The sequence below is a fragment of the Saccharopolyspora endophytica genome (genome assembly GCF_018070075.1).
In the GTDB taxonomy this organism is placed as follows: Bacteria; Actinomycetota; Actinomycetes; order Mycobacteriales; family Pseudonocardiaceae; genus Saccharopolyspora; species Saccharopolyspora endophytica.
Window position 1 is genome coordinate 532,795 of record NZ_JAGPXE010000001.1, and the last position, 23,345, is coordinate 556,139.

At 67.9% G+C, this 23,345-nt stretch carries 26 protein-coding genes and 4 tRNA genes; 23 read left to right on the top strand and 7 right to left on the bottom strand.

The genetic code is table 11. The features are described 5' to 3' along the window. Positions 1-202: 202 nt before the first annotated feature. Both KBO27_RS02575 and KBO27_RS33375 read right to left on the bottom strand, forming a co-directional pair. Positions 203-694, bottom strand: a complete 492-nt coding sequence (locus KBO27_RS02575; RefSeq protein ID WP_210968354.1) for a YajQ family cyclic di-GMP-binding protein — start codon at positions 692-694, stop codon at positions 203-205. Between the two features lie 47 nt (positions 695-741). Then, positions 742-1,134 (bottom strand): VOC family protein, encoded by a 393-nt coding sequence (locus KBO27_RS33375; RefSeq protein WP_372448813.1) that lies wholly within the window; start codon positions 1,132-1,134, stop codon positions 742-744. 166 nt (positions 1,135-1,300) lie between these two features. Between KBO27_RS33375 and KBO27_RS33380 the strand changes: the two genes are divergently transcribed. Then, positions 1,301-1,483 (top strand): hypothetical protein, encoded by a 183-nt coding sequence (locus KBO27_RS33380; RefSeq protein WP_246536103.1) that lies wholly within the window; start codon positions 1,301-1,303, stop codon positions 1,481-1,483. 537 nt (positions 1,484-2,020) lie between these two features. Here the strand turns inward: KBO27_RS33380 and KBO27_RS02585 are convergent. The 4 genes from KBO27_RS02585 to KBO27_RS02600 all read right to left on the bottom strand — a co-directional run bounded on the left by KBO27_RS02585 (position 2,021) and on the right by KBO27_RS02600 (position 4,253). After that, positions 2,021-2,647: a maleylpyruvate isomerase family mycothiol-dependent enzyme gene (locus tag KBO27_RS02585; RefSeq protein ID WP_210968355.1), complete on the bottom strand. Its 627-nt coding sequence runs from the start codon at positions 2,645-2,647 to the stop codon at positions 2,021-2,023. A 392-nt stretch (positions 2,648-3,039) separates the two neighbouring features. Next, positions 3,040-3,555 (bottom strand): hypothetical protein, encoded by a 516-nt coding sequence (locus tag KBO27_RS02590; protein WP_210968356.1) that lies wholly within the window; start codon positions 3,553-3,555, stop codon positions 3,040-3,042. Between the two features lie 234 nt (positions 3,556-3,789). Further along, positions 3,790-3,871 (bottom strand) — tRNA-Tyr (locus KBO27_RS02595). A 73-nt stretch (positions 3,872-3,944) separates the two neighbouring features. Next, positions 3,945-4,253 (bottom strand): hypothetical protein, encoded by a 309-nt coding sequence (locus tag KBO27_RS02600; protein WP_307870205.1) that lies wholly within the window; start codon positions 4,251-4,253, stop codon positions 3,945-3,947. Between the two features lie 73 nt (positions 4,254-4,326). On the opposite strand from KBO27_RS02600, the gene KBO27_RS02605 reads away from it, so the two are divergent. The 13 genes from KBO27_RS02605 (at position 4,327) to rplA (ending at position 13,184) form a co-directional block, all read left to right on the top strand. After that, positions 4,327-4,581, top strand: a complete 255-nt coding sequence (locus KBO27_RS02605) for a hypothetical protein (protein WP_210968358.1) — start codon at positions 4,327-4,329, stop codon at positions 4,579-4,581. A gap of 51 nt (positions 4,582-4,632) precedes the next feature. Further along, entirely contained in the window at positions 4,633-5,610 is a 978-nt protein-coding gene (locus KBO27_RS02610; protein ID WP_307870206.1) for an alpha/beta fold hydrolase, read from the top strand. 312 nt (positions 5,611-5,922) lie between these two features. Then, positions 5,923-8,550: a putative bifunctional diguanylate cyclase/phosphodiesterase gene (locus tag KBO27_RS02615; RefSeq protein WP_210968360.1), complete on the top strand. Its 2,628-nt coding sequence runs from the start codon at positions 5,923-5,925 to the stop codon at positions 8,548-8,550. A gap of 132 nt (positions 8,551-8,682) precedes the next feature. Next, positions 8,683-8,755, top strand: a tRNA-Thr gene (locus tag KBO27_RS02620). A 102-nt stretch (positions 8,756-8,857) separates the two neighbouring features. Further along, a tRNA-Met gene (locus tag KBO27_RS02625) sits at positions 8,858-8,933 on the top strand. Between the two features lie 64 nt (positions 8,934-8,997). Then, complete coding sequence (gene rpmG / locus KBO27_RS02630) at positions 8,998-9,162, top strand: 50S ribosomal protein L33 (RefSeq protein ID WP_132621563.1); 165 nt, start codon at positions 8,998-9,000, stop codon at positions 9,160-9,162. Between the two features lie 142 nt (positions 9,163-9,304). Further along, positions 9,305-9,754, top strand: a complete 450-nt coding sequence (locus KBO27_RS02635; protein ID WP_210968361.1) for a MaoC family dehydratase N-terminal domain-containing protein — start codon at positions 9,305-9,307, stop codon at positions 9,752-9,754. Continuing rightward, positions 9,751-10,170 carry a MaoC family dehydratase gene (locus KBO27_RS02640; protein WP_210968362.1) on the top strand — a complete coding sequence of 140 codons (420 nt, stop codon included), beginning with the start codon at positions 9,751-9,753 and terminating at the stop codon, positions 10,168-10,170. Before KBO27_RS02635 ends, KBO27_RS02640 begins: the two co-directional genes overlap by 4 nt. Before the next feature lie 177 nt (positions 10,171-10,347). After that, positions 10,348-10,420: transfer RNA gene (locus KBO27_RS02645), tRNA-Trp, on the top strand. A 30-nt stretch (positions 10,421-10,450) separates the two neighbouring features. Further along, positions 10,451-10,825, top strand: coding sequence for a preprotein translocase subunit SecE (secE, locus tag KBO27_RS02650; protein ID WP_210968363.1), 375 nt, complete (start codon positions 10,451-10,453; stop codon positions 10,823-10,825). Positions 10,826-10,904: 79 nt separating this feature from the next. Next, positions 10,905-11,792 (top strand): transcription termination/antitermination protein NusG, encoded by an 888-nt coding sequence (gene nusG, locus KBO27_RS02655; protein WP_210968364.1) that lies wholly within the window; start codon positions 10,905-10,907, stop codon positions 11,790-11,792. Between the two features lie 154 nt (positions 11,793-11,946). Continuing rightward, positions 11,947-12,381 (top strand): 50S ribosomal protein L11, encoded by a 435-nt coding sequence (rplK, locus tag KBO27_RS02660; protein WP_132621571.1) that lies wholly within the window; start codon positions 11,947-11,949, stop codon positions 12,379-12,381. A gap of 95 nt (positions 12,382-12,476) precedes the next feature. Continuing rightward, on the top strand, positions 12,477-13,184 hold the full coding sequence (rplA, locus tag KBO27_RS02665; protein ID WP_210968365.1) for a 50S ribosomal protein L1: 708 nt from the start codon (positions 12,477-12,479) through the stop codon (positions 13,182-13,184). 208 nt (positions 13,185-13,392) lie between these two features. On the opposite strand, the gene KBO27_RS02670 is transcribed toward rplA, so the two are convergent. Continuing rightward, positions 13,393-14,151, bottom strand: coding sequence for a hypothetical protein (locus tag KBO27_RS02670; protein ID WP_210968366.1), 759 nt, complete (start codon positions 14,149-14,151; stop codon positions 13,393-13,395). A gap of 294 nt (positions 14,152-14,445) precedes the next feature. On the opposite strand from KBO27_RS02670, the gene rplJ reads away from it, so the two are divergent. The 9 genes from rplJ to KBO27_RS02715 all read left to right on the top strand — a co-directional run bounded on the left by rplJ (position 14,446) and on the right by KBO27_RS02715 (position 23,333). Next, positions 14,446-14,961, top strand: a complete 516-nt coding sequence (gene rplJ, locus KBO27_RS02675; protein WP_210968367.1) for a 50S ribosomal protein L10 — start codon at positions 14,446-14,448, stop codon at positions 14,959-14,961. A 133-nt stretch (positions 14,962-15,094) separates the two neighbouring features. Beyond that, positions 15,095-15,481, top strand: coding sequence for a 50S ribosomal protein L7/L12 (rplL, locus tag KBO27_RS02680; RefSeq protein WP_132673914.1), 387 nt, complete (start codon positions 15,095-15,097; stop codon positions 15,479-15,481). Between the two features lie 383 nt (positions 15,482-15,864). Beyond that, on the top strand, positions 15,865-17,121 hold the full coding sequence (locus tag KBO27_RS02685; protein ID WP_210968368.1) for an ABC transporter ATP-binding protein: 1,257 nt from the start codon (positions 15,865-15,867) through the stop codon (positions 17,119-17,121). After that, entirely contained in the window at positions 17,118-17,906 is a 789-nt protein-coding gene (locus KBO27_RS02690) for an MlaE family ABC transporter permease (protein WP_132673916.1), read from the top strand. Before KBO27_RS02685 ends, KBO27_RS02690 begins: the two co-directional genes overlap by 4 nt. 22 nt (positions 17,907-17,928) lie before the next feature. Next, on the top strand, positions 17,929-18,768 hold the full coding sequence (locus tag KBO27_RS02695) for an MlaE family ABC transporter permease (protein WP_132673917.1): 840 nt from the start codon (positions 17,929-17,931) through the stop codon (positions 18,766-18,768). Continuing rightward, positions 18,765-20,108, top strand: coding sequence for an MCE family protein (locus KBO27_RS02700; protein ID WP_210968369.1), 1,344 nt, complete (start codon positions 18,765-18,767; stop codon positions 20,106-20,108). Before KBO27_RS02695 ends, KBO27_RS02700 begins: the two co-directional genes overlap by 4 nt. Then, complete coding sequence (locus KBO27_RS02705) at positions 20,105-21,166, top strand: MCE family protein (protein WP_210968370.1); 1,062 nt, start codon at positions 20,105-20,107, stop codon at positions 21,164-21,166. Before KBO27_RS02700 ends, KBO27_RS02705 begins: the two co-directional genes overlap by 4 nt. Continuing rightward, on the top strand, positions 21,163-22,143 hold the full coding sequence (locus tag KBO27_RS02710) for an MCE family protein (RefSeq protein ID WP_210968371.1): 981 nt from the start codon (positions 21,163-21,165) through the stop codon (positions 22,141-22,143). The genes KBO27_RS02705 and KBO27_RS02710 overlap by 4 nt, the downstream gene beginning before the upstream one ends. Next, a complete protein-coding gene (locus KBO27_RS02715) occupies positions 22,140-23,333 on the top strand; it encodes an MCE family protein (RefSeq protein WP_210968372.1) in 1,194 nt (397 codons plus the stop codon). The genes KBO27_RS02710 and KBO27_RS02715 overlap by 4 nt, the downstream gene beginning before the upstream one ends. Positions 23,334-23,345: the final 12 nt, after the last annotated feature.

Here is a 23,345-nt window from a genome sequence, read left to right on the forward strand (position 1 = left end):
CCGAACTCGACGACGAGCGTATCCGGGACAGGCCCGAAACCGACATCCGCGCAGCTCCGAGGCGGGTTCTCGCCAGGGCGGGGCTGTCGTGGTCCGAACCGGCCCGGCACGGGGGCATCGATCGTGGACGGTTCGGACCAGAACCGCCTGAGACCGGCCCCGACCCCGCGCTGGGCCGGGCCCAGCGCGGACGAGGTGGGGATTACCGGTAGTTCTCGAACTGCAGCGCCACGTCGAAGTCGGAGGACTTCAGCAGCGAGATGACGGCCTGCAGGTCGTCCTTCTTCTTGCCGGACACGCGCAGCGCGTCGCCCTGGATCTGCGCCTGGACGCCCTTGGGCGCCTCGTCGCGGACCTTCTTGGAGATCTTCTTCGCGATCTCCTGCGAGATGCCCTGCACGATCTTGCCGGTGACCTTGTAGATCTGGCCGGAGCTCGCCGGTTCGCCCATGTCCAGGGCCTTCAGCGAAATGTTCCGCTTGATCAGCTTCTCCTTGAAGACCTCGATCGCGGCCTTGCAACGCTCCTCGGTCTCCGACTCCAGGACGACGGCGTCCTCACCGGACCAGGAGATCTTGGTCCCGGTGCCGCGGAAGTCGAACCGGTTGGCGAGCTCCTTGGCCGCCTGGTTCAGCGCGTTGTCCACCTCCTGGTGATCCACCTTGCTGACCACGTCGAAGGACGGGTTTGCCACCTTGACTACCTCCCGGTTGAGCCGCTGTTCAGGTCTGCCAAGACACGCTACCGGGGTCCGAGGAGATCCCACCTGTTACCCGCGACGTCGCGGAACACGACCACCCGGCCGTAGGGCTCGCTGCGGGGTTCGCCCAGGAACTCCACCCCGGCCTCGACCATCTGCCGGTACTGCGCGTCGAAGTCGTCGACCTGCAGGAAGAAACCCACCCGACCCCCGGTCTGGTTCCCCACGGCCGCCACCTGCTGCTCCCCGTCCGCCTCGGCCAGCAGGAGGCCCGTCCCCGCCTCCGGCGGCCGCACCACCACCCACCGCTTCTCCCGCCCGTCGTTGGTCAACGAGGGCGAGTCCTCCACCAGTTCGAACCCCAGCACCCCCACGAAGAACGCGATAGCCCGGTCGTACTCCTCCACCACAAGAGAAACCAAAGAGATCCGCACCAACCCATCCTCCCCAACAACAGGCCCCGTGGGACTGGCAGACCTGCCAACCGCCCGCCCAGCCCTCGGGGAATGCCGGAATACCGCAGTAATCAGACCCCCGAATACGGCCGTATTCCGGTACCTGATTACTGCGGTGTTCCGGGCGCTGGCCTCTCCTGCAGTGGTGGCGGGACCCGACGAACCGGTGGACGGCCGGTCCCCAGCCGAAGCGGAGGTCGAGCACTTGGCCCACCTGGAATCGGCAGCCCTCCGCCAGGGCGCTTCCGTGAGCGCATCCGAGCTGGAACACCTGCCGCACGACATCGAGTTCGGCAACCGCCTCCTGCTGCACCTCAACACCGGCTGAAGATCGCCCCGAGCTACGGCCCGTACGGATTCACGCGCGTCAGCAACCAGAACGCGCCGAGCTCACGGGTGGTGAGGGCGCGGGTCGCGGTGGCCGTCCGACTCGGGCGCGGCAGCCGGGCTCTGCGTCTCCCGGGCCGACCGCGCGGTCTGCGCACACGTACTTCGCGGCGATGCGCCGGACCGTTCGATCAGCGTCTGAAGACGCTCTCATCGCCAATTCAGCCTTGAATCATGCCCGCTCGCGAGTCTGTTCCTGCCGCTAAGTGGAGTAGCTCAATGTTGGGAGAACCTGTGAATCGAATGCCAGGCCAGGCATTGACCCTAGCCCTGCTGTCGGCAGGGGCGAGCCTGATCGTCGGTGATCTACTGTGCACCCCCCGCAGCTGGTCAGGCTGGTATCAGCTTGGGATCGGACTGCTGTTGTGGAGCCTGATGTCCGTGAACCATCGTCTCGACCAGACGACGCTCGCTACCTCACGAGACATGTCGTAGCGCGCGCAGTGCCCGTTCCGGACGGTGTGGCCGGCGCGGATTGTCAGATCGCGGCGGCTAGCGCGTCGACTCCCGGTCCGTCGAGGTGGTCCAATGCCACCCGCCGCCCGGAAATGGCCAGGAGAAGTGGCAGCACGGGACCTCTCACCTCCGGACCATCACCGCACGACACGTCGGCGTCCGTTGCCGTCAACCGTGCGCGGGCCACGAGTTCCTTGGCGCCGCCGAAGAAGGCCGGGGTGCGAGCCTGCAGGCGCAGCGATCTGACGACGGCCTCCTTCGGGTAGGAACGGGTGAGCCCCAGAGGTCGGCGAATGTCCTCGCCGTGCACGACCTGTTCGACAAGCCGGCTGTCGACGGGCCCGGGCGGGGTCGACCTCCGCGATGCCACCTGACGAAGCCGCTCCAGCGTCTCCTGCGGTGAGGCACCGCGCTCACGTTCGACACCGCGGGCGTTCTGGCGGTGGAAGTCGAATCGCGCCCGAGCGAGGTTGACCACGAAACCGAGCCGCGTCGTCCGGGCTGAGCTGACCAGATGGGCGGCTACGTCGTGCACGCTCCAGTCCTCGCACAGCGACGCCTCGTCCCACCGTTCGTCGTCGAGGTTCTCGAGGTCGTCGATCAGCGCCGCACGCTCCGCGTGCACGATCGACCAGGAATCATCGCCCACGATGTCCTCCTTCGGTGGCAGGCGTCTCCGCTGGATGCAGACTCGCGGTAACGGCGGAACTCATCGCACGAGCTGCTTCCTCGGCTTCTGGTACGTACCAGAAGCCAAGTTCGAGCGGCGCAGTCCAGACGGACACAGCCCGGACGCCGTGCGCCGATGAAGGAAGGGCAAGCTGCGCCGCACCCGAAGACCGGTTCTACGAAGGAATCCTGCCGACCACGCCCGCCGCCCCGCTGCACCCCAACGCAGCAGGAATGGCCGCCTTCGGCAACGCCGTCGCCCAGGAGTCCAGCCAGTCATGAGTCGGACCGCATGAAATGTCCCCCTGACCAGCTGGTCAGGGGGACTCTTCAGAGCTGCGGCACGCGCGTCAGCAACGAGAAGCGTCGAGATCACGGTTCGCGAGGGTTGTCCGTTCGAGGCGCGGCAGCAGGGCTCTGCGCCTCCCGGGCGGATCGCGCGGCCTGGGCGAAGTCGTACCCGCAGCCCTTGCACTCCATCTGCCCCCGTTTGACCGAGCGACCGCATGCCGGGCAATCGCGAGTCCTGGGCTTGGTGATCAGCCACAGGATGCCGAGGATGACATCGGCAGCGACCCACAATCCGATGATGAGCCCGACGCCGATGGCCGTGCCGACGTTTGCCGCGGTGTCGGTCGGATCCGGTCGGTTGGCGATTCCCGTGATGATCCAGATGAGGAAGATCGCGTTGATGACGAGGATGAACCACGTGAAGAAGCGGAATCGGGGGAATCGCATGGCAAACCCCTCCTGGAGGAGCTCTTCGATCGGCGTGTGTGAAGTGCTTTCGGCTACCTGCGATCGCAACCCCTGACCTGCGCGCGCAGCGCTGACAAAGGTCAGGAACCAGCCGTTTAAGCCCGTGCTCCGAGAGATGCCGGGACCCAACCCCAGGGAATTCCCATCGATGGGGCCACTCCCAACGCTATTCGAACGCCCGATGGCTACTAGAGGCGAACTACCCGTCCACAAAGGGATTCCAAGAATGATCGCGGTCCCGAACCCGCACGATGCGGCGGCGACTTACGTCCAGACAGCGTCCAGAAACCGCCGCGCGGAGCCGATGATCCCCACAAGCGAGAACGGCCCCTGACCTGCTGGTCAGGGGCCGTTCTCGGTGGGTGCCGGGTGGAGGATTCGAACCTCCGAAGGCAATGCCGGCTGATTTACAGTCAGCTCCCTTTGGCCGCTCGGGCAACCCGGCGTGCTCGCCAGCGTGCTGGCTTGCGAGAAAAGCATACAGACCAGCCGTCGCGGTTCCTCAGCGGGGGTGCGCGTCAGGCTTCTTCTGGGCGGAAGACCAGGTCGTCGGCCTTGGTCTCGCCCGCGCGCAGGATGTCGCGGGACTCGTCGTCGAGGGTGGCGGGGAAGTCCGGGCCCGCTGCCTTGATCAGGACCATGAGGCGTTTCGCCAGGCCGCGGGCCTGGGTGAGGCGGATCTGGTCGGCCGTCAGCAGCTGGCGGGACTCGTCTAGCATCTTGCGGTAGCGGTGGTTGAGGTCCGCGCGGGAGTCGAGGAGTTCCAGGGCTCGCGTGAGATCCGCGAGTTCCGACGTTGCGACCTGGACGAAGTACGGATCGAGCACGCGCACGACCCTACTGGTGGCGGATCGACGTCGGCGGTGCTGCTCAGCGGCTTCGCCGGGTTAGCGTGGTGGCATGGCCATCGACCGCGCGGCACGCGCGAAGCGGCGCGAGGAGTTGCGGGCCGCCGCGCCCGCACCCGTACCGCAGCGCTCCAGCGCGGGGAGCGCGGCGATGGAGGTCGAAGGGCTGTTCAACGTGGGGGTCAAGCACCAGCTCGACCACCTCGCCTGGGTCGAGGTGGCGAAGGAGGACGAGCGGGAATCCGGTGCCGGTCCGCTCGACCTGGACTCCAACGTGGTGCGGCTCAAGCCCGCGGATTCCGCCTAGGCCGGCCCACGGCTGATGCGCGCGGTCGGCCCGACTCCGTATGTTCGAAGTGTGCCCTCGAGCGCTCCATCCACCCCAGGGTCCGCCGCCGACGTCGGCCCCGGCTACCGCGACCACCTGCACTGGCAGCGTTACCAGGCGTTCTTCCCCGGCGCGCTGCGCCTGAGCGCCGACAACGCACCCGACGAGCAGTGGTGGCAGTGGCGCGGGCTGAAGGTGCACGTGGACCGCGTCGAGCGCGCCGGCGCTCCCGCCAAGGTCATCGCGCTGCACGGCGTCGGCACCTACGGGCGGATGCTCGCCCCCTACGGCAGGTTGCCCGCGCTGGCCGACCTCGACTACATCGCCCCCGACCTGCCCGGATTCGGCCTGACCGGGACACCGCTGCTCGGCGCGACCTACTCGGACTGGCTGAACTGCGCGCGCGACCTGGTGGAGCGCGAGAAGGCGCGCGATTCGCGTCCCGTCGTGCTGCTGGGCGTGAGCACCGGGGGCCGGCTCGCCTACGACGTCGCGGCGAGCACCGAGGTCGACGGCGTCATCGCCACGTGCCTGGCCGACCCGTGCCGCGACGAGGTCCGACGGGTGCTGGCCGCGCGACCCGAGATGGCGCGCTGGGCCGGTCTGCTCTCGCTCGTGCGCGAACCGCTGTCGGCGGTGCGGGTGCCCGTGCACTGGCTGGTCAACATCGCCGCGGTGTCCAACCAGACCCAGTACGCCAACCTCGCCTGGGCCGACGAGCTGGCCGGTGGTGGTTGGATCTCGCTGCGCTTCGCCCGCAGCTGCCTGGCCACCGCACCGGTCTCACCGCCCGAGCGCTTCAGCGGAACTCCGCTGCTGCTCGCGCACCCCGATGAGGACCGCTGGACGCCGCCCCTGCTGTCGGAGGAGTTCTTCGGCCGCATCGCCGGGCCGACCCGCACGACCGCGCTGCGCGGGTCCGGTCACCTGCCCGTCGAGGAGTCCGGGCTGGCCGACCTGGACCGTGCTGTGCGTGACTTCCTGGACGAGTTCGATCTACAAGGATGACTTCTTGTGGTCAGACCGAATACGTACCGTTACCTCTCTCTGGTGTTGTTGCGGTGATCCTCACAAAGTTGTGAGTAAGCCGCGAGAAGCCCAAGGGCTTCTTGCGCTCCACCGTGCTCGGCGAAATACCCGCAGGTCAGAGTGGCCTTGAAAGAAAGCGCTGCCGCGCCACCCGCCGGTTGAACTCATCTGATGCGTGCATCCGGAGTGTGCCGGGAGGGCCATTCGACCCTGGCCATCCGTGCTCTCGTGCGTCACGATCGGCGGACGGACATATGTGGTACGGCCGTATCGCCAGCGGGAGGAGCGTGGATGATCGAGCGTCACCGCTCCCTCGGTCCGCATTCCGGTCTGGAACCATCCAGACCACCGGTCAGAGCCGAAGTCGATCCGGTGCGCCGCCGGATGTTCGGGACCTTCTCCTTCGTGGTGCTCGCCGCGGGCGTGGGGGTCTCCCTGCTCACCGCGGGCGGCCTCGAGTCGCGCTACACCCCTGAACTGCTGTTCATCGGTCCGCTGCTGGCCGTCGGGTTCCTGCTCGCCGAGCAGCTGACCATCGACGTCGACGTCAAGCGCGTCGGCTGGACCATCTCCTTCACCGAGATCCCGCTGCTGCTCGGCCTGCTCACCGCGCCGTTCGAAGTGGTGCTCGCGGCGAACCTGCTGGCCGGGCTCGGCGCCCAGGTGGGCAGGCGCGCGGCCACCCACGTCGTCTACAACGCCGGTGTGCTGTGCCTGGAGATCGCGGTGCCGTTCGCGGTCGCCAACCTGGTCAACCAGGCCCTCATCGGCGTCGCACCCGACTGGTTCGGTCCCGTCGTCGGCACGCTGACCTCGCCGCTGATCAGCTGCGGGTTCGCGCTGGCCGCGCTGACCGTGCTGGGCGGTGCGATGAAGGTCGCCGCGGGTGCGCGGCTGGCCGCGCGCACGCTGGCGGTCGGCCTGCTCAACACCTCCGTGGGCCTCATCGGGTACGAGGTCGCCATCGGCACGCCGTGGGGCTGGCTGCTGGTCGGGCTCGTCGCCGTCGCCGTGATCGGTCTCTACCGCGCCTACTCCGACCTGCTGCGCGAGCAGCGCGACCTGGAAGCGCTCAGCGACGTCAGCCTCAGCGTGGCCCGCTCCGGGCAGGGCGCGCAGACCTCGCCCGACCCCGTCGGCGAGCAGGCCGTGCCGGTCGGCGAGTGGGAACCCGTCGCCGAGCGGATCCGCGAGCAGCTCAACGCCACCAGGGTCGTGCTGCGGCTGCGACTGGACCCGCGCGGCGAGGTCACCACGCTGGTCGCCGGTGAGGTCATGCCGGACGCCGCGGTCCAGGCGGCGCCGGACGCGCTGCGCGACGATCCGCTGCTGCAACTCCCCGGCAGCCACGTGCGGTCCTTCCGGACCCTCGAAGCGCCGGAGGAGGTCCGCCGCGCGCTGCGGCAGCGCGGCGCCTACGAGGCGCTCGTGGTCCCGCTCCGGGGCGCCAGCCAGCTGCTCGGCGCCGTGGAGGTCCACGACCGGGTCAGCCGCTGGCGCGGGTTCGGCCGCGCCGACGTGCGACTCCTGCACACCCTGGCCAGCCACCTGGCCACCGCGATGGACAACCGCAGGCTGCTGGCCAGGCTGCGGCACGACGCCTACCACGATCCGCTGACCGGGCTGCTCAACCGCACCGGCTTCCGCGAGATCTCCGGGGACGAGCTCCGCGCCGGCCGCGCCGCCGTCGTGCTGCGGGTCGACCTGGACCTGCTCACCACGGTCAGCGAAGCCCTCGGCTACACCTGGGGCGACCGGATGGTGGTCGCCGCCGGGCAGCGGATGCGCGAAGCCCTCGGTGACGCACCGCTGGCGCGCCTGGAGGCCAACTCCTTCGCCGTGCTGCTGCTCGACCACACCGAGGAGCAGGCGCACCAGGTGGCGCTGCGGCTGTGCGACGTGATCGCCATGTCCTACCCGCTGGACCGGATAGTGGTGGAGGCCGCCGGCGTCGCCGGTTACGCCTCCTCGGCGCCCGCCGACGGCGAAGCCGAGACCGACGTCGACACGCTGCTCCAGCACGCCGATGTGGCGGTACGGGCCGCGCGCAACGGCGAGGACGGTGTGCGCTGCTACGCCCCTGCCATGGGCCAGGTGTTCCTGCGCCGCTTCCAGCTGGTCACGCAGTTCCGGCAGGCGCTGGACACCGGTCAGGTCGAGGTGCACTACCAGCCGAAGGTGGCGCTGCCGGAACGTCAGGTCGTCGGCGCCGAGGCCCTGGTGCGCTGGTCGCACCCCGAGTACGGGCGGCTGGATCCGGACGAGTTCGTGCCGCTGGTGGAGGCCACCGGGCTGGTCGACGCTCTCACCGCGTTCGTCCTGGAGTGCGCGCTGGTCAAGATCCGGCAGTGGCTGGACCGCGGGTTGCGGATGTCGGTGGCGGTGAACCTGTCGGTGCGCAACCTCGCCGACGAGACCTTCCCGGAGAGGGTCGCCGAGGCGCTCGAACGCCACGACATCCCGCCCGAGCTGCTCACCCTGGAGCTGACCGAGTCCAGCGTGATGGCCGACAAGGAGCGGTCGTTGCCGGTCCTGCGGAGGCTGCACGCGATGGGCGTGGTGCTCGCGGTGGACGACTTCGGCACCGGCTACTCGTCGCTGGCCTACCTGCGGCAGCTGCCGGTGGACGAGGTCAAGATCGACAAGAGCTTCGTGCTGGGCATGGGAACCGATCTCAGCGACCTCGCGGTGGTCCGCACGATCGTCGAGCTCGGCCACTCCCTGGACCTCGCCGTGGTCGCCGAGGGCGTCGAGGACGACGCCGCGCGCGATCAGCTGGTGGGCATGGGCTGCGACGTGGCCCAGGGCTACCTGATCTCCCGCCCGCTGTCCGAGGAGCGCTTCGAGGCGTGGCTGCAGGCCCGCACCAAGCGCGATCGGGGCAGCCGCGAGGAGACCGTGCTCACACTCCTGCACTGATGTCCGAATTCGCCCGATCCGGTGGGGTGTGCCGCGAAAAGACGGCCATGACCTGCGTTTTCGCAAAAAGGCACCCCCCTGTTCCGGGGGGTCCCGCAGGTGTGTAAAGTTCTAATCGCTCCGCAAGGGCACGCCCCAATAGCTCAGTCGGCAGAGCGTCGCCATGGTAAGGCGAAGGTCTACGGTTCGATTCCGTATTGGGGCTCGAAAGGCAGCCGCGGTGCTCGGTAAACTGGGTGCTGTGGCTGTTTTGCGTGGGATATCCTGCGTCGCTTGAGGCAACCGGTGCACACCGCGGCCTCGGCATGGCGGTGTAGCTCAGTCGGTAGAGCAAGCGGCTCATAATCGCTGTGTCGCCGGTTCAAGTCCGGCCACCGCTACCAGTCACGGGTTCGCAAGGATCTCTCCAGCGAACCGATCCGTTACGACCGAGAGAAAGGCACCCCCGTGGCCGCCACCGACGTTCGACCCAAGATCACGCTGGCGTGCGAGGAGTGCAAGAACCGCAACTACATCACCAACAAGAACCGGCGCAACAACCCGGACCGCTTGGAGATGAAGAAGTTCTGCATGAACTGCGGCACGCACAAGCTCCACAAGGAGACCCGCTGACCCCAGCGGTTCCTTCGGAACGCCTTCGAGAGCCCGTCCCCGGTTGATCCGGGGGCGGGCTCTTCTCGTCTCCCGGGGTGCGGGCCGCGCGGAAGGTCAAAGCGGGTCCGCCGGTGCGGATCAGACCTAGTAGCCTTCCCGCGTGCCGCTCGACCAGTCATTCATCGGACGTGAATACCCGCCCACCGAGCCCTACGAGGTGGGCCGGGAGAAGATCCGCGAGTTCGCCCGCGCGATCAAGGACGACTCCCCGCTGCACCACGACGTCGAGGCCGCCAAGTCCGCCGGCTACCCGGACGTGATCGCGCCGCCGACCTTCGCGGTGATCCTCTCGATGGCCGCGCAGGACCAGATCGTCGAGGACGACCAGCTCGGCCTGGACTACAGCCGGGTGGTGCACGGCCAGCAGGACTTCGTCCACCACCGGCCGATCCGCGCCGGTGACCGCCTGCTGACGGTCGCGCACGTCGACGACATCAAGACCCGCGCGGGCAACGACTTCCTGACCGTCCGCGCGGAGATCACCACCACCGACGGGGAGCAGGTCTGCACCGCCACGTCGATGTTGGTCGTGAGGGGGCCTGAGGCGTGAAGCTGTCGGAGATCAACGTCGGGGACGAGCTGCCGCCGCTGAGCGTGCCGCTGGAGCGGTCCGATCTGGTCCGCTACGCGGGCGCCTCGGGCGACTTCAACCCCATCCACTGGAACGAGCGGTTCGCCAAGGAGGTCGGCCTCCCGGACGTGATCGCCCACGGGATGCTGACCATGGCGCTGGCCGGACGGGTGGTGAGCAGCTGGACGGGCGACCCGGGCGCGATCGTGCGCTACAGCGTGCGCTTCACCCGGCCGGTGGTCGTCCCGGACGACGGCAGCGGCGCCGTGGTGGAGCTCGGCGGCAAGGTCGCGAAGATCAACGACGATGGCACGATCAAGGTCAACATCACCGCGAAGTCCGCCGATCAGGGCGTGCTGGGCGGCGCTTCGGCCACGGTCCGCATCCCCGCGTGACGCACTGCGCTCACCAGCGGCGAAGTCGTCTTCTCGCCAACACGGGGGGTGCCGTTGGAGAAGCGTTCTCCACGTGCCGTACACTTTCGAACCTGGGATGCCTGAGCACCTTGAAACCGCAGTTTCAGGGCTGGTGAAGGGCGTCCCGACTTTGCGGTCGGGCTTCACAGGCCGCAGAGGGGTGTAGCTCAATTGGCAGAGCAGCGGTCTCCAAAACCGCAGGTTGCAGGTTCAAGTCCTGTCACCCCTGCGTCGATGCGACGGTGAGCGGAGGATGGTCGTGAGCGAGGACCGCGAGCAGGGCCAGGACGGAGCGCGCGAGGGCGCACGTCCGTCCAGCGCCGCGGCGCGGCGCGAACGTCGTGCCTCCGCCCGTTCCCAGTCGGGCTCCGGTCCGGCGGGCACAACTGAGTCGAAGGGTCGGCCCACTCCCTCGCGGGATGGCCGGCAGGGTCGGGTTTCGCTGTTCCGGAAGATCGGACGCTTCCTGCGCGAGGTCGTCGCCGAGCTGCGCAAGGTCATCTGGCCGACACGCAAGGCGCTGATGACCTACACGCTTGTGGTGCTGGTGTTCGTCAGCATCATGGTGGCGTTCGTCGCGGGCGTGGACGTGCTCTTCGCGAAGGGCGTGGGCTGGCTGTTCGGCACTGGCTGAACCTCCGGGCCCGCCTAAGTGGTGCCGGCGGCGAAACAACGACCCGGCACGCAACGCACGAGAGGAAGCGAGACCGACTGTGACCTCGCACGAGGAGACCTCCAAGGAAGCCACCGGCCTCACCGACGAGCAGGTGCAGCCCGAGGCTGCCGAAGCCGGGGCCGTGTCCGTCGAGGCTGAAGCGGCCGGCGCAGTCGATTCCTCGGAAACCGACTCCGCCGAAGAGGCCGACGACACCGCGACCGACGACACCGAGGCCGCTGACGGTGAGGAGACCGCGTCCGAGGACGCGGAAGCCGACGAGACCGACGCCGACGAAGCCGACGCTGAAGAGGCGGAAGCCGAAGAGGTGGACCCGGTCGAGGAGCTGCGCGCCGCGCTGCGCCGCGCGCCCGGCGACTGGTACGTGATCCACTCCTACGCCGGTTACGAGAACAAGGTCAAGACCAACCTCGAGACCCGTGCTCAGACGCTCGACGTCGAGGACTACATCTTCCAGGTCGAGGTGCCGACCGAAGAGGTCACCGAGATCAAGAACGGCCAGCGTAAGATGGTGCAGCGCAAGGTGCTGCCCGGCTACATCCTGGTTCGGATGGATCTCAACGACCAGTCGTGGAGCGCCGTGCGCAACACGCCGGGTGTGACCGGATTCGTCGGTGCGACCTCCAAGCCTTCGCCGCTGACCATTGACGACGTGCTGAAGTTCCTCGCGCCGCAGGTCGAGGAGAAGAAGCCGGAAGCGGGCAAGAAGGCCGGTGCGGGTCAGACCGCCGCCGCGACCAAGACCGCGGTCGAGGTCGACTTCGAGGTCGGCGAGTCCGTCACCGTGATGGACGGCCCGTTCGCGACGCTGCCGGCCACCATCAACGAGGTCAACGCCGACGCCCAGAAGCTCAAGGTGCTGGTGTCGATCTTCGGCCGCGAGACCCCGGTCGAGCTCTCGTTCGACCAGGTCTCCAAGCTCTGACCGCTCTCCCGTCTGCGGGAGCGCGGCGGGCTGCGCGTGGATCTGGCAGGACCCGCGCAGCAGGGGCGATTCCACCGTCTCGTGGTCTCGCCAGATTCGGTGCCGCCTTCCGGCGGGATCGAGCAACCGGATAGCGAAGACACAGGAAGCAAACATGCCGCCCAAGAAGAAGAAGCTGGCAGGGATCATCAAGCTGCAGATCCAGGCCGGCCAAGCCAACCCGGCTCCGCCGGTCGGTCCGGCGCTGGGTCAGCACGGCGTCAACATCATGGAGTTCTGCAAGGCGTACAACGCGGCCACCGAGGCTCAGCGTGGCAACGTCGTGCCGGTTGAGATTTCCGTGTACGAAGACCGGTCCTTCGACTTCAAGCTGAAGACCCCGCCGGCCGCGAAGCTGCTGCTCAAGGCCGCTGGTGTGCAGAAGGGCTCCGGCGAGCCGCACAAGTCCAAGGTCGGCAAGGTCTCCATGGAGCAGGTCAAGGAGATCGCGCAGACCAAGATGGAAGACCTCAACGCCAACGACATCGACCAGGCCGCGAAGATCATCGCCGGTACTGCTCGCTCGATGGGCCTGACGGTCGAAGCCTGAGCCGCTGCCGGTTCCACCGGCGCGCACGGGTAGTGGGAGGGCTCATGCGCAGCCCGACCAACCACAACTGATCCAACCTGACTTTTAGGACAGAAATGGCACAGCGCAGCAAGGCATACCAGCAGGCGGCCGAGCTCGTCGACCGGGAGCGTCTCTACACCCCGTCGGAAGCCGCCGAGCTGGCGAAGAAGACCACCAAGGTCAAGTACGACGCCACCGTCGAGGTCGCTCTGCGGCTGGGCGTCGACCCCCGCAAGGCAGACCAGATGGTCCGCGGCACCGTGAACCTGCCGCACGGCACTGGTAAGACTGCCCGCGTCATCGTGTTCGCCACCGGCGACAAGGCCGCTGAGGCCGAGGCCGCCGGCGCGGACGCGGTTGGTTCCGAGGACCTGATCGAGCGCATTCAGGGCGGCTGGCTCGATTTCGACGCGGCGATCGCCACCCCGGACCAGATGGCCAAGGTCGGAAAGATCGCTCGGGTTCTCGGCCCGCGCGGCCTGATGCCGAACCCGAAGACCGGCACCGTCACCCCGAACGTCACCAAGGCGGTCGCGGACATCAAGGGCGGTAAGATCAACTTCCGCGTCGACAAGCAGGCCAACCTGCACTTCATCATCGGCAAGGCGTCGTTCGACACCGAGAAGCTGGTGGAGAACTACGCGGCGGCGCTGGACGAGATCCTGCGCGCCAAGCCGTCGGCGTCGAAGGGCCGGTACCTGAAGAAGGTCACCTTCACGACCACGATGGGCCCGGGCATCCCGGTGGACCCGACCGTCACGCGCGCGTCGGCTTCCGCCTGACCCGATATCCCTTCGAAAGAGGGCGAGCGCTCCACGAGCGCTCGCCCTCTTTCGCATTCCACGACGATTCTTGTCACACCTTCATGATCGATATCCCATTTGCCCGGACGGTTCTGAGCAAAACCGATCCGCTTCGGCGAAATGGTGACGGGGAGTGCCGAGGCCATCACTCCGGAACGGCGATGGTGGCCGTTCCGGAATTGCGCGGTCAGGGGCAGGCGGAACTGGTCAGGGCGTAAGCGGAGATGGTCCAACCGCCTTGTGGGGTGCGCGTGAGTTTGAAAGTCCCGAGGCCCGGACCGCCGCTGACTCGGATCCGGCAACCCGGTACTTGGGCTTCCGGTCCTGCTTCCACGATGGCGTCGTGGGCGAATTTCGGATTCGCGTAGGCGTTGAGGTCGGTGATCCGGCCGTGCACCGCGCGGGCCGCGCCCGCGCAGTCGGGGGCGCCGTAGGCGGCGGCGAAGTCGGCCTTGCCCTGGTCGTCGAACAGCGCGCACGCCTGCTCCGGCGGTTCGGCCCGCAGGTAGTTGAAGACGCTGCGAATGGCCTGCTGCGGGTTCTGCGCGGTCATCGGCACCGTGTCGACCGGTGCGCTGCCTCCTGAGCCGTTGCCGCCCGAGCCGTCGCTGCCGCCGAAGTAGTGGTTGTAGGCCAGGTTCAGCAGGAGCAGCGCGACGAGGACGTAGAGGATCCGCCGCACCCACTTGTGGCGGAGCAGGCCGAGAGCCTTCTTCCACCAGGGCTTCTCGGGCGCAGGGGTGGCCGTGCCGCCGCCCTGGGAAGCCTGCCACTCCTTGAACCGCTTGAACTCCAGGAACTCCTGGTATTCCGGGTCGTCGGCCGCCTTCGCGGCGTCGCCGCGCGGAGCCGGTTCCGGGGGCCGTTCGTACTCGGCGACGTCGACGACTTCGGCGTCGACGATCTCGGGCAGGTTGTCGGAGCGCGGTTCCCGCTGATCAGCCACGCACACATGATGCCGGGCGTCGGGGGGCCGGTGGAAGCGCCCGTCCCGGGTCGAGTACTCTTGTTGAGGTTCCACCCAAGACCGCTGGTCTTCCTCCCGGCTCGGCAACGAGCGGGACGGAACGAAGGTCCCGTGAGATGCGGGCGGCCCGCGCAGGAGGGACGAGGCTGGTCACGCGTGCCTTGTCGCGCGCGCACCGATTTTCACGCCCCGTGCTGCCCTGCGCCGGGGCGTTTTGTCGTCTCAGGACCGACTGGATGGGTCAGCCACAGTCGGAAACAGAGAGGAGGCGACATGGCGAAGTCCGACAAGGTCGATGCGGTCAGCGAGATCTCGGAGAAGTTCAACAACTCCACCGCTGCCGTTGTGACCGAGTACCGCGGGCTCTCGATGGCTCAGCTGTCTGAGCTGCGCCGCGCGCTCGGTTCGAACGTGAGCTACCGTGTCGCGAAGAACACGCTGGTCAAGCGTGCCGCCGAGCAGTCGGGCGTCGAGGGTCTCGACGACCTGTTCGTCGGCCCGACCGCGATCGCCTTCGTCGAGGGCGAGCCGGTCGACGCAGCCAAGGCGATCAAGGAATTCGCCAAGGGCAACCAGAACCTGGTGGTCAAGGGCGGGTACATGGACGGCCGCGCGCTGTCCGTGTCCGAGGTCGACAGCATCGCCGACCTCGACTCGCGCGAAGTCACGCTGGGCAAGCTGGCCGGTGCCATGAAGGCCAAGATGAGCCAGACCGCAGCGCTGTTCGTCGCACCTGCTTCGCAGGTCGCTCGCATGGCCGCCGCCCTTCAGGAGAAGAAGGGCGAGTAAGACTCTCCGCAGTCCGCAGTGGACGGTGCGTGAGAGCGCGCCGCCGATGCGGGCCCGCGGACCGTCTTTCGCGCGACAACCCCCCACCGGGATGCCGACGGCATCCGGGCTTTGAGCAGAAAGGAACGCCGACATGGCGAAGCTGAGCAACGACGAGCTGCTGGACGTCTTCAAGGAGATGACCCTCCTGGAGCTGTCGGAGTTCGTGAAGCAGTTCGAGGAGACCTTCGACGTCACCGCCGCCGCCCCGGCCGCGGTCGCCGTTGCCCCGGCCGCCGGTGGCGAAGCCGCCGCCGCTGAGGAGCAGGACGAGTTCGACGTCGTCCTCGAGGGCGCCGGCGACAAGAAGATCCAGGTCATTAAGGTCGTCCGCGAGATCGTCTCCGGCCTGGGCCTGAAGGAGGCCAAGGAGCTCGTCGAGGGCACCCCGAAGGCCATCCTGGAGAAGGTCGACAAGGAGAAGGCCGAAGAGGCCAAGGGCAAGCTGGAAGAAGCCGGCGCCTCCGTCTCCGTCAAGTGACTCTTCGCCTGTCTTGGGTCCCCGGCTCGTCGGTGCGGGCTGTTCAGGTGGCCCCACGGCTCGCGGCTCCGCCGCATGCGGCCGGGTTCCCAAACAGGTTCTAGAGCCCTTGCTGGGTCTCTGACTCACGGTAAGAGAACGGGCACTCGCTGTTGCGGGTGCCCGTTCTCTTTTCCTTTGCGCGGAAACAAGGGCCTTTTTTCGGACGAATCCGAGATGGCTCCTTGATTTGTAGTGAACTCATGAGTAACCCTGCTGCGTCGAGCTCGTTGCATAGGTGTGACGCCAACTACCTTCGTTAGGCGCGTCACGTGTGCAAGGGTGCTTCTTCGGGGATGGATTGCCTCCCCGAAATCGGTGTAATCGAGGACGCGGAGGTTCCGATGGGCGTCGAGGTGGTTGTCGACGGGCTCTCGAAGTCCTTCGGCCCGCAGACCATCTGGCGGGACGTCTCGCTGAATCTGCCCCAGGGCGAGATCAGCGTGCTGCTCGGGCCTTCCGGCACCGGTAAGTCGGTGTTCCTGAAGTCGCTGGTGGGTCTGCTCAAGCCGGACGAGGGCAAGGTCGTCATCAACGGGACGGACATCTGCACTTGCTCGGAAAAGGATCTCTACGAGGTCCGGAAGCTTTTCGGCGTGCTGTTCCAGGACGGCGCGCTGTTCGGTTCGATGAACCTCTACGACAACATCGCGTTCCCGCTCCGCGAGCACACGCGCAAGAGCGAGTCCGAGATCCGCAACGTCGTGCTCGAGAAGATGGAGATGGTCGGTCTCATCGGCGCGGAGGACAAGCTCCCCGGTGAGATCTCGGGCGGCATGAAGAAGCGCGCCGGCCTGGCCCGCGCCCTCGTGCTCGACCCGGAGATCCTCCTGTTCGACGAGCCCGACTCCGGTCTGGACCCCGTCCGGACCGCGGTGCAGAACCAGCTGATCGTCGACCTCAACGCGCAGATCGACGCGACGTTCCTGATCGTCACCCACGACATCAACACCGCGCGGACCGTGCCGGACAACATCGGCATGCTCTACCGCCGCAACCTGGTGATGTTCGGCCCGCGCGAGGTGCTGCTGACCTCCGACGAGCCCGTGGTGGTGCAGTTCCTCAACGGCCGCCCCGACGGTCCTATCGGCATGAGCGAGGAGAAGGACACCGCGCTGGTGGAGGCGGAGCTGGCCAAGCACGGCCGGCCCCAGGTGCCGCCGATGATGCCGCAGCTGGAGGTCAGCCCCGGACTGCCGGACCGCACCGCGGTGCACCGCCGCAAGGACCGCGTGCTGCGCCAGCTGCGCTCGCTGAACCCCTCCGCGCAGGAGGAGATCCTCAAGAGCCTGACGCCGGACGAGCTGGCCCTGTACGGGTTCTCCTCGCCGGCGACCGGTTCCTGGCCGCAGCAGCAGGCCGCCTCGCAGGCTCCCGCTCCGCAGGCGCCGCCGCAGCAGTTCCCGCCGCAGCAACCCGCTCAGGCCGCCCCCGCGCAGCCGCAGCAGCCCGCTCCTTCCCAGCCCCAGCAGCAGATGCGGCCCTCGCCGCACCCGCGCCGGCCGGAGGAGGAGCCGGCCTGGCCCGGTGGACTGCAGGCCGAGGAGGAGACGGCGGGTTCTCGTCGTCGTTGGTTCGGCCGCAAGCGAGGTGAGCAGTGAGCGCGTCCCGGGCGCAGTTCCCCGGTGCCGGTGGGCTGCGCCAGACGGGGCGGCTGTTCGCGCTGGGGATGGACATCGTGCGGGCAATGCCCTCGCGACCGTTCCAGATCCGCGAGTTCATCCAGCAGTGCTGGTTCATCGCCAGCGTCACGATCCTGCCGACGGCGCTGGTCTCGATTCCCTTCGGCGCGGTCATCGCGCTCCAGCTGGGTTCGCTGACCAGGCAGATCGGTGCGCAGTCGTTCACCGGTGCCGCCAGCGTGCTGGCGATCATCCAGCAGGCCAGCCCGATCGTGACGGCGCTGCTGATCGCCGGTGCCGGCGGTTCGGCGATCTGCGCCGACCTGGGATCGCGCAAGATCCGCGACGAGATCGACGCGATGGAGGTGCTGGGCGTCTCGCCGATCCAGCGCCTCGTGGTGCCCCGGGTACTGGCCGCGATGCTGGTCGCCGTGCTGCTCAACGGCATGGTCAGCGTCGTCGGCGTGGTCGGCGGCTACACCTTCAACGTGATCATGCAGGACGGTACGCCGGGCGCGTACATGGCCAGCTTCAACGCGCTGGCGCAGCTGCCGGACCTGTGGATCAGCGAGCTCAAGGCCCTGATCTTCGGCTTCTTGGCAGGCGTGGTGGCCGCCTTCCGGGGTTTGAACCCGCCACCAGGCCCGAAGGGCGTCGGGGACGCCGTGAACCAGTCGGTGGTGATCACCTTCCTGCTGCTGTTCGCGGTGAACTTCATCCTCACGACGCTGTACATGCAGCTGGTCCCGCCGAAGGGAATGTGATGGCCGCCAGGGGAATGGGAACATGGTGACGATCTCGCAGCGCGCCAAGCGCGCGGCCCGACGGCCGGTGGAGATGCTGGACGACCTGGGCGACCAGATGTCGTTCTACATCCGATCGCTGGCATGGATCCCGCGGGCGATCCCGCGCTACGCCAAGGAAACGCTGCGCCTGCTGGCCGAGGTCAGCTTCGGCAGCGGCGCTCTGGCGGTCATCGGCGGCACGGTCGGCGTGATGATCGGTCTGACGCTGTTCACCGGAACGGTCGTCGGCCTGCAGGGCTTCGCGGCCCTCGACCAGCTGGGCACCTCCGCTTTCGCCGGCTTCATCTCGGCCTACTTCAACACGCGCGAGATCGCGCCGCTGGTGGCCGGCCTGGCCCTGTCGGCGACGGTCGGTTCCGGGTTCACCGCCCAACTCGGCGCGATGCGGATCTCCGACGAGATCGACGCGCTCGAGGTCATGGGCGTGCCGAGCCTGCCCTACCTGGTGACCACCCGCGTGATGGCCGGCTTCGTCGCCGTCATCCCGCTGTACGTGCTGGGCCTGCTGACGTCCTACGTCGCGGCCCGGGGCGTCACGGTCTACCTCTACGGCCAGTCGGCGGGCACCTACGACCACTACTTCAACCTGTTCCTGCCTCCCGAGGACGTGCTGTGGTCCTTCGGGAAGGTCCTGATCTTCAGCGTGGTGGTGATCATGACGCACTGCTACTACGGATACCGCGCCAGCGGCGGCCCCGCCGGGGTCGGCGTCGCGGTGGGACGCGCGGTGCGGACCGCGATCGTGACCACCGCCCTGCTGGACTTCTTCCTCAGCCTCGCGATCTGGGGCACCACGACGACCGTTCGGATCACCGGATGAGCGCGGGCGGAGCGGTCACCAAGGTCAAGCGCAGGATCATGGGTCTGGCGCTGCTGATGAGCATGGTCATGTTCGTCGTGCTGTGCCTGGCGTTCTACAACAAGGCGTTCACGGCGTCCTCGGACGTCATCCTCAAGGCGGCCTCGACGGGCAACCAGCTGCTGCCGGACTCCGACGTCAAGGTGCGCGGCATGATCGTGGGCCGGGTCGTCGAGGTCAAGTCCGACGGCAAGGGCGCCGAGCTGCACCTGGCGCTGCAACCGGACATGGCCGAGAAGATCCCGGCCAACGTCTCCGCGCAGCTGCTGCCGCGCACCCTGTTCGGCGAGCGCTACGTGTCGCTGGACCTGCCGGACAAGCCCTCGTCGAAGACGTTGGCCTCCGGCGGCGTGATCGAGCAGGACCGCACCCGCGCGGGCCTGGAGCTGGAAACCGTGCTGGCGGACACCATGCCGGTGCTGCAGGCGGTCAACCCCGACGACCTGTCGGCCACGCTCAACGCGCTGGACCAGGCGCTGTCGGGCCGCGGTGAGCAGGTCGGCGAAACGCTGTCCCAGCTCAACACCTACCTGGACGGGCTCAACCCGTCGGTTCCGGACCTGCGGGACAACCTGCGGGAGCTGGTGGGCGTCGCCCAGACCTACGAGCAGGCCGCGCCGGACATCATCTCCGCGCTGGACAACTTCTCCACCACGGCGCGAACCCTGGTGGACCAGAAGCAGAACCTGCAGAAGATGACCGGGCAGCTCACCACCACCTCCGGTGACCTGACGACGTTCCTCGACGCCAACGGCCAGAACATCATCCAGCTCGCGGACGCCCAGCGCCCGACGCTCGACGTGCTGGCGAAGTACTCGCCGTCCTACCCGTGCTTCCTCGGCGAGATGGAGGAGTACGTCCCGCGCATCCGCAAGGCGTTCGGCGAGGGCACCAACGAACCCGGCCTGCACGTGACGCTGGAAGTCGCCCCGCACCGCGGCAAGTACCGCCCGAACCAGGACGAACCGGAGTTCGCCGACAAGCGCGGACCGCGTTGCTACAACTTCATGGAGCACCTGGACCCGATGCCGGAGTACCCGCCGGACGGCCCGTTCAAGGACGGTTCGGTTCCCCCGCCCGCATCGCGCCCGGCCAACGGCGGCCTGAACCCGCCGGCGGGCAGCACTCCCCAGTCGGCGCCGGCGGGCACCGCGGCCCAGTGGGTCAACTCGCCGGCTGAGCGCGACATGGTCGCCACCGTGCTGGCTCCTGCTCTGGGCCGTCCCTCCTCGGAGGTTCCCGGCTGGGGCAGCCTGCTGGTCGGGCCGGTCCTGCGAGGTGCGGAGGTGAGCTACCGATGAACGGGATCAGCATTCGCGGACCACTGGTCAAGTTCCTGGTCTTCGTGGTGATCACCTCGTTGGCGACCGGCCTGCTGATCATGACGATCGCCAACCAGGACCTGCGCTCGGCGAGCTCCTACACCGCGCGGTTCACCGACGTCACCGCCCTCAACGAGGGCGACGAGGTGCGCATCTCCGGTGTGAAGGTCGGTGAGGTCGAGAACATCGAGCTCGTCGACAACAAGGTCGCCGAGGTCAAGTTCAACGTCGCCGACCGGCGGCTGCCGTCCTCGGTGACCGCGACGATCAAGTACCGGAACCTGGTGGGGCAGCGCTACATCGCGCTGGAGCAGGGCGCCACGCCCACCTCCGGCTCGGGCGGCGCCTCCGGTCGCACCGTCCAAGGTGGATACCTGCCGGTGGGCGGCACGATCCCGCTGGAGCGCACCAAGCCGGCGCTGGACCTGACCGTGCTGCTGGGCGGCTTCAAGCCGCTGTTCCAGGCGCTGTCGCCGGAGGACGTCAACAAGCTGTCGTACCAGATCATCCAGGTGCTGCAGGGCGAGGGCGGCACGGTGGAGAGCCTGCTGTCGCACACGGCTTCGCTGACGACCACCATCGCCTCGCGCGACCAGGTGATCGGCGAGGTCATCAACAACCTCAACGGCGTGCTGGACACCGTGAACACGCGTGACCAGCGGCTCTCCGAGCTGGTCGGCCAGCTGCGGCAGGTGGTGTCCGGACTCGCCGAGGACCGCGACTCCATCGGCAGCGCGATCACCGCGATGGACGGGCTGACCAACACCACCGCCGGGCTCCTGCAGGACGCCAGGCCCGGGTTGCAGCAGGACATCGCCGGCCTCGGCGAGGTGTCGAAGAACCTCAACGAGCACGAGCAGCTGGTGGACCGGGTGCTGCGCAACATGCCGAACAAGCTGGAGAGCTTGAGCCGGACCGCCTCGCACGGGTCGTGGTTCAACTTCTTCCTGTGCAAGACCTCCGGCAACGTCGGCGTCGGCGACATCAACCTGCCGCTGCCGCTGATGCCGGTGACCCAGCCGAGGTGCCAGCCATGACTTCCTTCTCCCAGCGCGACCCCCTCAAGATCGGTGTCGCCGGCATCCTGGTGCTGGTGCTCGCGTTCCTGCTGGTGGCCAACTACGAGCGGCTGCCGCTGATCAGCGGCACCACCTACACGGCGCAGTTCACCGAGGCCGCGGGACTGCGCGAGGACAACGAGGTCCGGGTCGCCGGGGTCAAGGTCGGCACCGTCTCCGACGTCGAGCTCGAAGGCGACCACGTGCTGGTCAGCTTCCGGGTCTCCGGCACCGAGCTCGGTGACCGCACCACCGCGGCGATCAAGGTCAAGACCCTGCTCGGCCAGAAGTACCTGGCGCTGGACCCGCAGGGGTCCAAGGAGCTCGACAACGACCAGCCGATCCCGCTGAACCGGACCATGTCGCCCTACGACGTCATCGAGGCGTTCAGCGACCTGTCCAAGAACGTCGACCAGATCGACACGGGGCAGCTGGCGAAGAGCTTCGAGACGCTGTCGAGCACGTTCAAGGACACCCCGGGCGAGGTCAGCGGGGCCCTCAACGGGCTCTCGCAGCTCTCCAAGACCATCTCCTCGCGCGACGAGCAGATCGAGCACCTGCTGAACAACACCACGCAGGTCTCCCAGCAGCTCGCCGACCGCAACGAGGACTTCGAGAAGCTGCTCTCCGACGGCAACCTGCTGCTGCAGGAGCTGCGGGCCCGCCGCGACTCGATCTCGTCGCTGCTGACCGGGACCCAGGAGCTGTCGCAGCAGCTGACCGGGCTGGTCGACGACAACCAGGCGCAGCTCGGGCCGACGCTGCAACAGCTGGACAAGGTGACCAAGATGCTGCAGCGCAACCAGCAGAACCTGGACCGGAGCCTGAACACGTTCGCGCCGTTCACCAGGTTGTTCTCCAACGTCCTCGGCAACGGGCGCTGGTTCGACACCTACATCTGCGGCATGCTGCCGCCCGCCGTGGGGCCGATCAACCAGGAGGGTTGCAAGCAATGACGAACGCACCCTCGAAGAGCTCGAACCTGGCCAAGGTCCTCACCATCGGGATCGTCGTCGTGCTGCTCGGCGCGGTCGGCGGCTGGTGGCTGTTCTACGGCGCGGCGGAGCGCAAGGTCACCGCCTACTTCGACGCCGCGGTCGGCCTGTACCCGGGCGGTGACGTGCGCGTCCTCGGCGTCCCGATCGGCACCATCGACGAGGTGACGCCGCAGGGCAAGCAGGTCAAGGTCACGCTGAGCGTGGACCGCGACACCGCGATCCCGGCCAACGCGAGCCTGGTCGCGGTCTCTCCCAGCATCGTCTCCGACCGGTACGTGCAGTTCGCCCCGGTCTACAAGGGAGGCCCGAAGCTGGGCGACGACGCGGTGATCCCCGCCGAGCGCACCGCGACGCCCGTCGAGCTGGACAACATCTACCGCAGCCTCAACGACCTGACCAAGGCGCTGGGGCCCGACGGGGCCAACAAGAACGGCGCGCTGACCGACCTGCTCAACACCGGTGCCGCCAACCTGGAGGGCAACGGCAAGGCACTGTCGGAAACGCTGCGCAACCTCGGCGAGGCCGGGACGACGCTGTCGGGCAACAGCGAAGAGCTGTTCAAGACGGTCGACAACCTGCAGCGCTTCACCGGGATGCTGGCCGAGAACGACGGCCAGATGCGCCGGTTCAACACGCAGATGCAAGAGGTCAGCAGCAACCTCGCCGGAGAGCGCAACGACATGAGCGCGGCCCTGGCCGAGCTCTCCGTCGCGCTGGGCAAGGTGGAGTCCTTCGTGCGGGACAACCGCTCCCAAGTGCAGTCCAACGTCAGCCAGCTCCACGACGTGGCCGCCGTGCTGGTCAAGCAGAAGGCAGCGCTCAACGAGTCGCTGACCACCGCGCCGCTGGCGATGAGCAACTTGAACAACTCCTACAACGGCGCTTCCGGAACGCTGGACCAGCGCGCGATGTTCAACGAGCTCAACCAGCCGCCGCTGGTGGCGGTGTGCAAGCTGCTCGACCAGTCCACGCCGCAGCAGGTTCCGCTCGAGGTCAGCAGCGCCTGCGACGCCCTGCGCCCGGTGCTGGCCGGCGGCGAGAAGCTGCCGACGCTGGCCGAAACGGTCAACTCGGTGCAGAACGGCAAGCTGCCGCCGTTGCCGCTGCCGCTGACCAACGGACTTCAGCCCGCTGGAGGTGGCCGGTGATGCGGTCCGGTT

What these genes read in the sequence shown, in the direction of transcription:
- KBO27_RS02605 (WP_210968358.1), top strand. Translation starts at nt 4,327, where the DNA reads ATGGCCATCGACCGCGCGGCACGCGCGAAGCGGCGCGAGGAGTTGCGG.
- KBO27_RS02615 (WP_210968360.1), top strand. Translation starts at nt 5,923, where the DNA reads ATGATCGAGCGTCACCGCTCCCTCGGTCCGCATTCCGGTCTGGAACCA.
- rplK (WP_132621571.1), top strand. Translation starts at nt 11,947, where the DNA reads ATGCCGCCCAAGAAGAAGAAGCTGGCAGGGATCATCAAGCTGCAGATC.
- rplA (WP_210968365.1), top strand. Translation starts at nt 12,477, where the DNA reads ATGGCACAGCGCAGCAAGGCATACCAGCAGGCGGCCGAGCTCGTCGAC.
- rplJ (WP_210968367.1), top strand. Translation starts at nt 14,446, where the DNA reads ATGGCGAAGTCCGACAAGGTCGATGCGGTCAGCGAGATCTCGGAGAAG.
- rplL (WP_132673914.1), top strand. Translation starts at nt 15,095, where the DNA reads ATGGCGAAGCTGAGCAACGACGAGCTGCTGGACGTCTTCAAGGAGATG.
- KBO27_RS02685 (WP_210968368.1), top strand. Translation starts at nt 15,865, where the DNA reads ATGGGCGTCGAGGTGGTTGTCGACGGGCTCTCGAAGTCCTTCGGCCCG.
- KBO27_RS02695 (WP_132673917.1), top strand. Translation starts at nt 17,929, where the DNA reads ATGGTGACGATCTCGCAGCGCGCCAAGCGCGCGGCCCGACGGCCGGTG.
- KBO27_RS02700 (WP_210968369.1), top strand. Translation starts at nt 18,765, where the DNA reads ATGAGCGCGGGCGGAGCGGTCACCAAGGTCAAGCGCAGGATCATGGGT.
- KBO27_RS02705 (WP_210968370.1), top strand. Translation starts at nt 20,105, where the DNA reads ATGAACGGGATCAGCATTCGCGGACCACTGGTCAAGTTCCTGGTCTTC.
- KBO27_RS02710 (WP_210968371.1), top strand. Translation starts at nt 21,163, where the DNA reads ATGACTTCCTTCTCCCAGCGCGACCCCCTCAAGATCGGTGTCGCCGGC.
- KBO27_RS02715 (WP_210968372.1), top strand. Translation starts at nt 22,140, where the DNA reads ATGACGAACGCACCCTCGAAGAGCTCGAACCTGGCCAAGGTCCTCACC.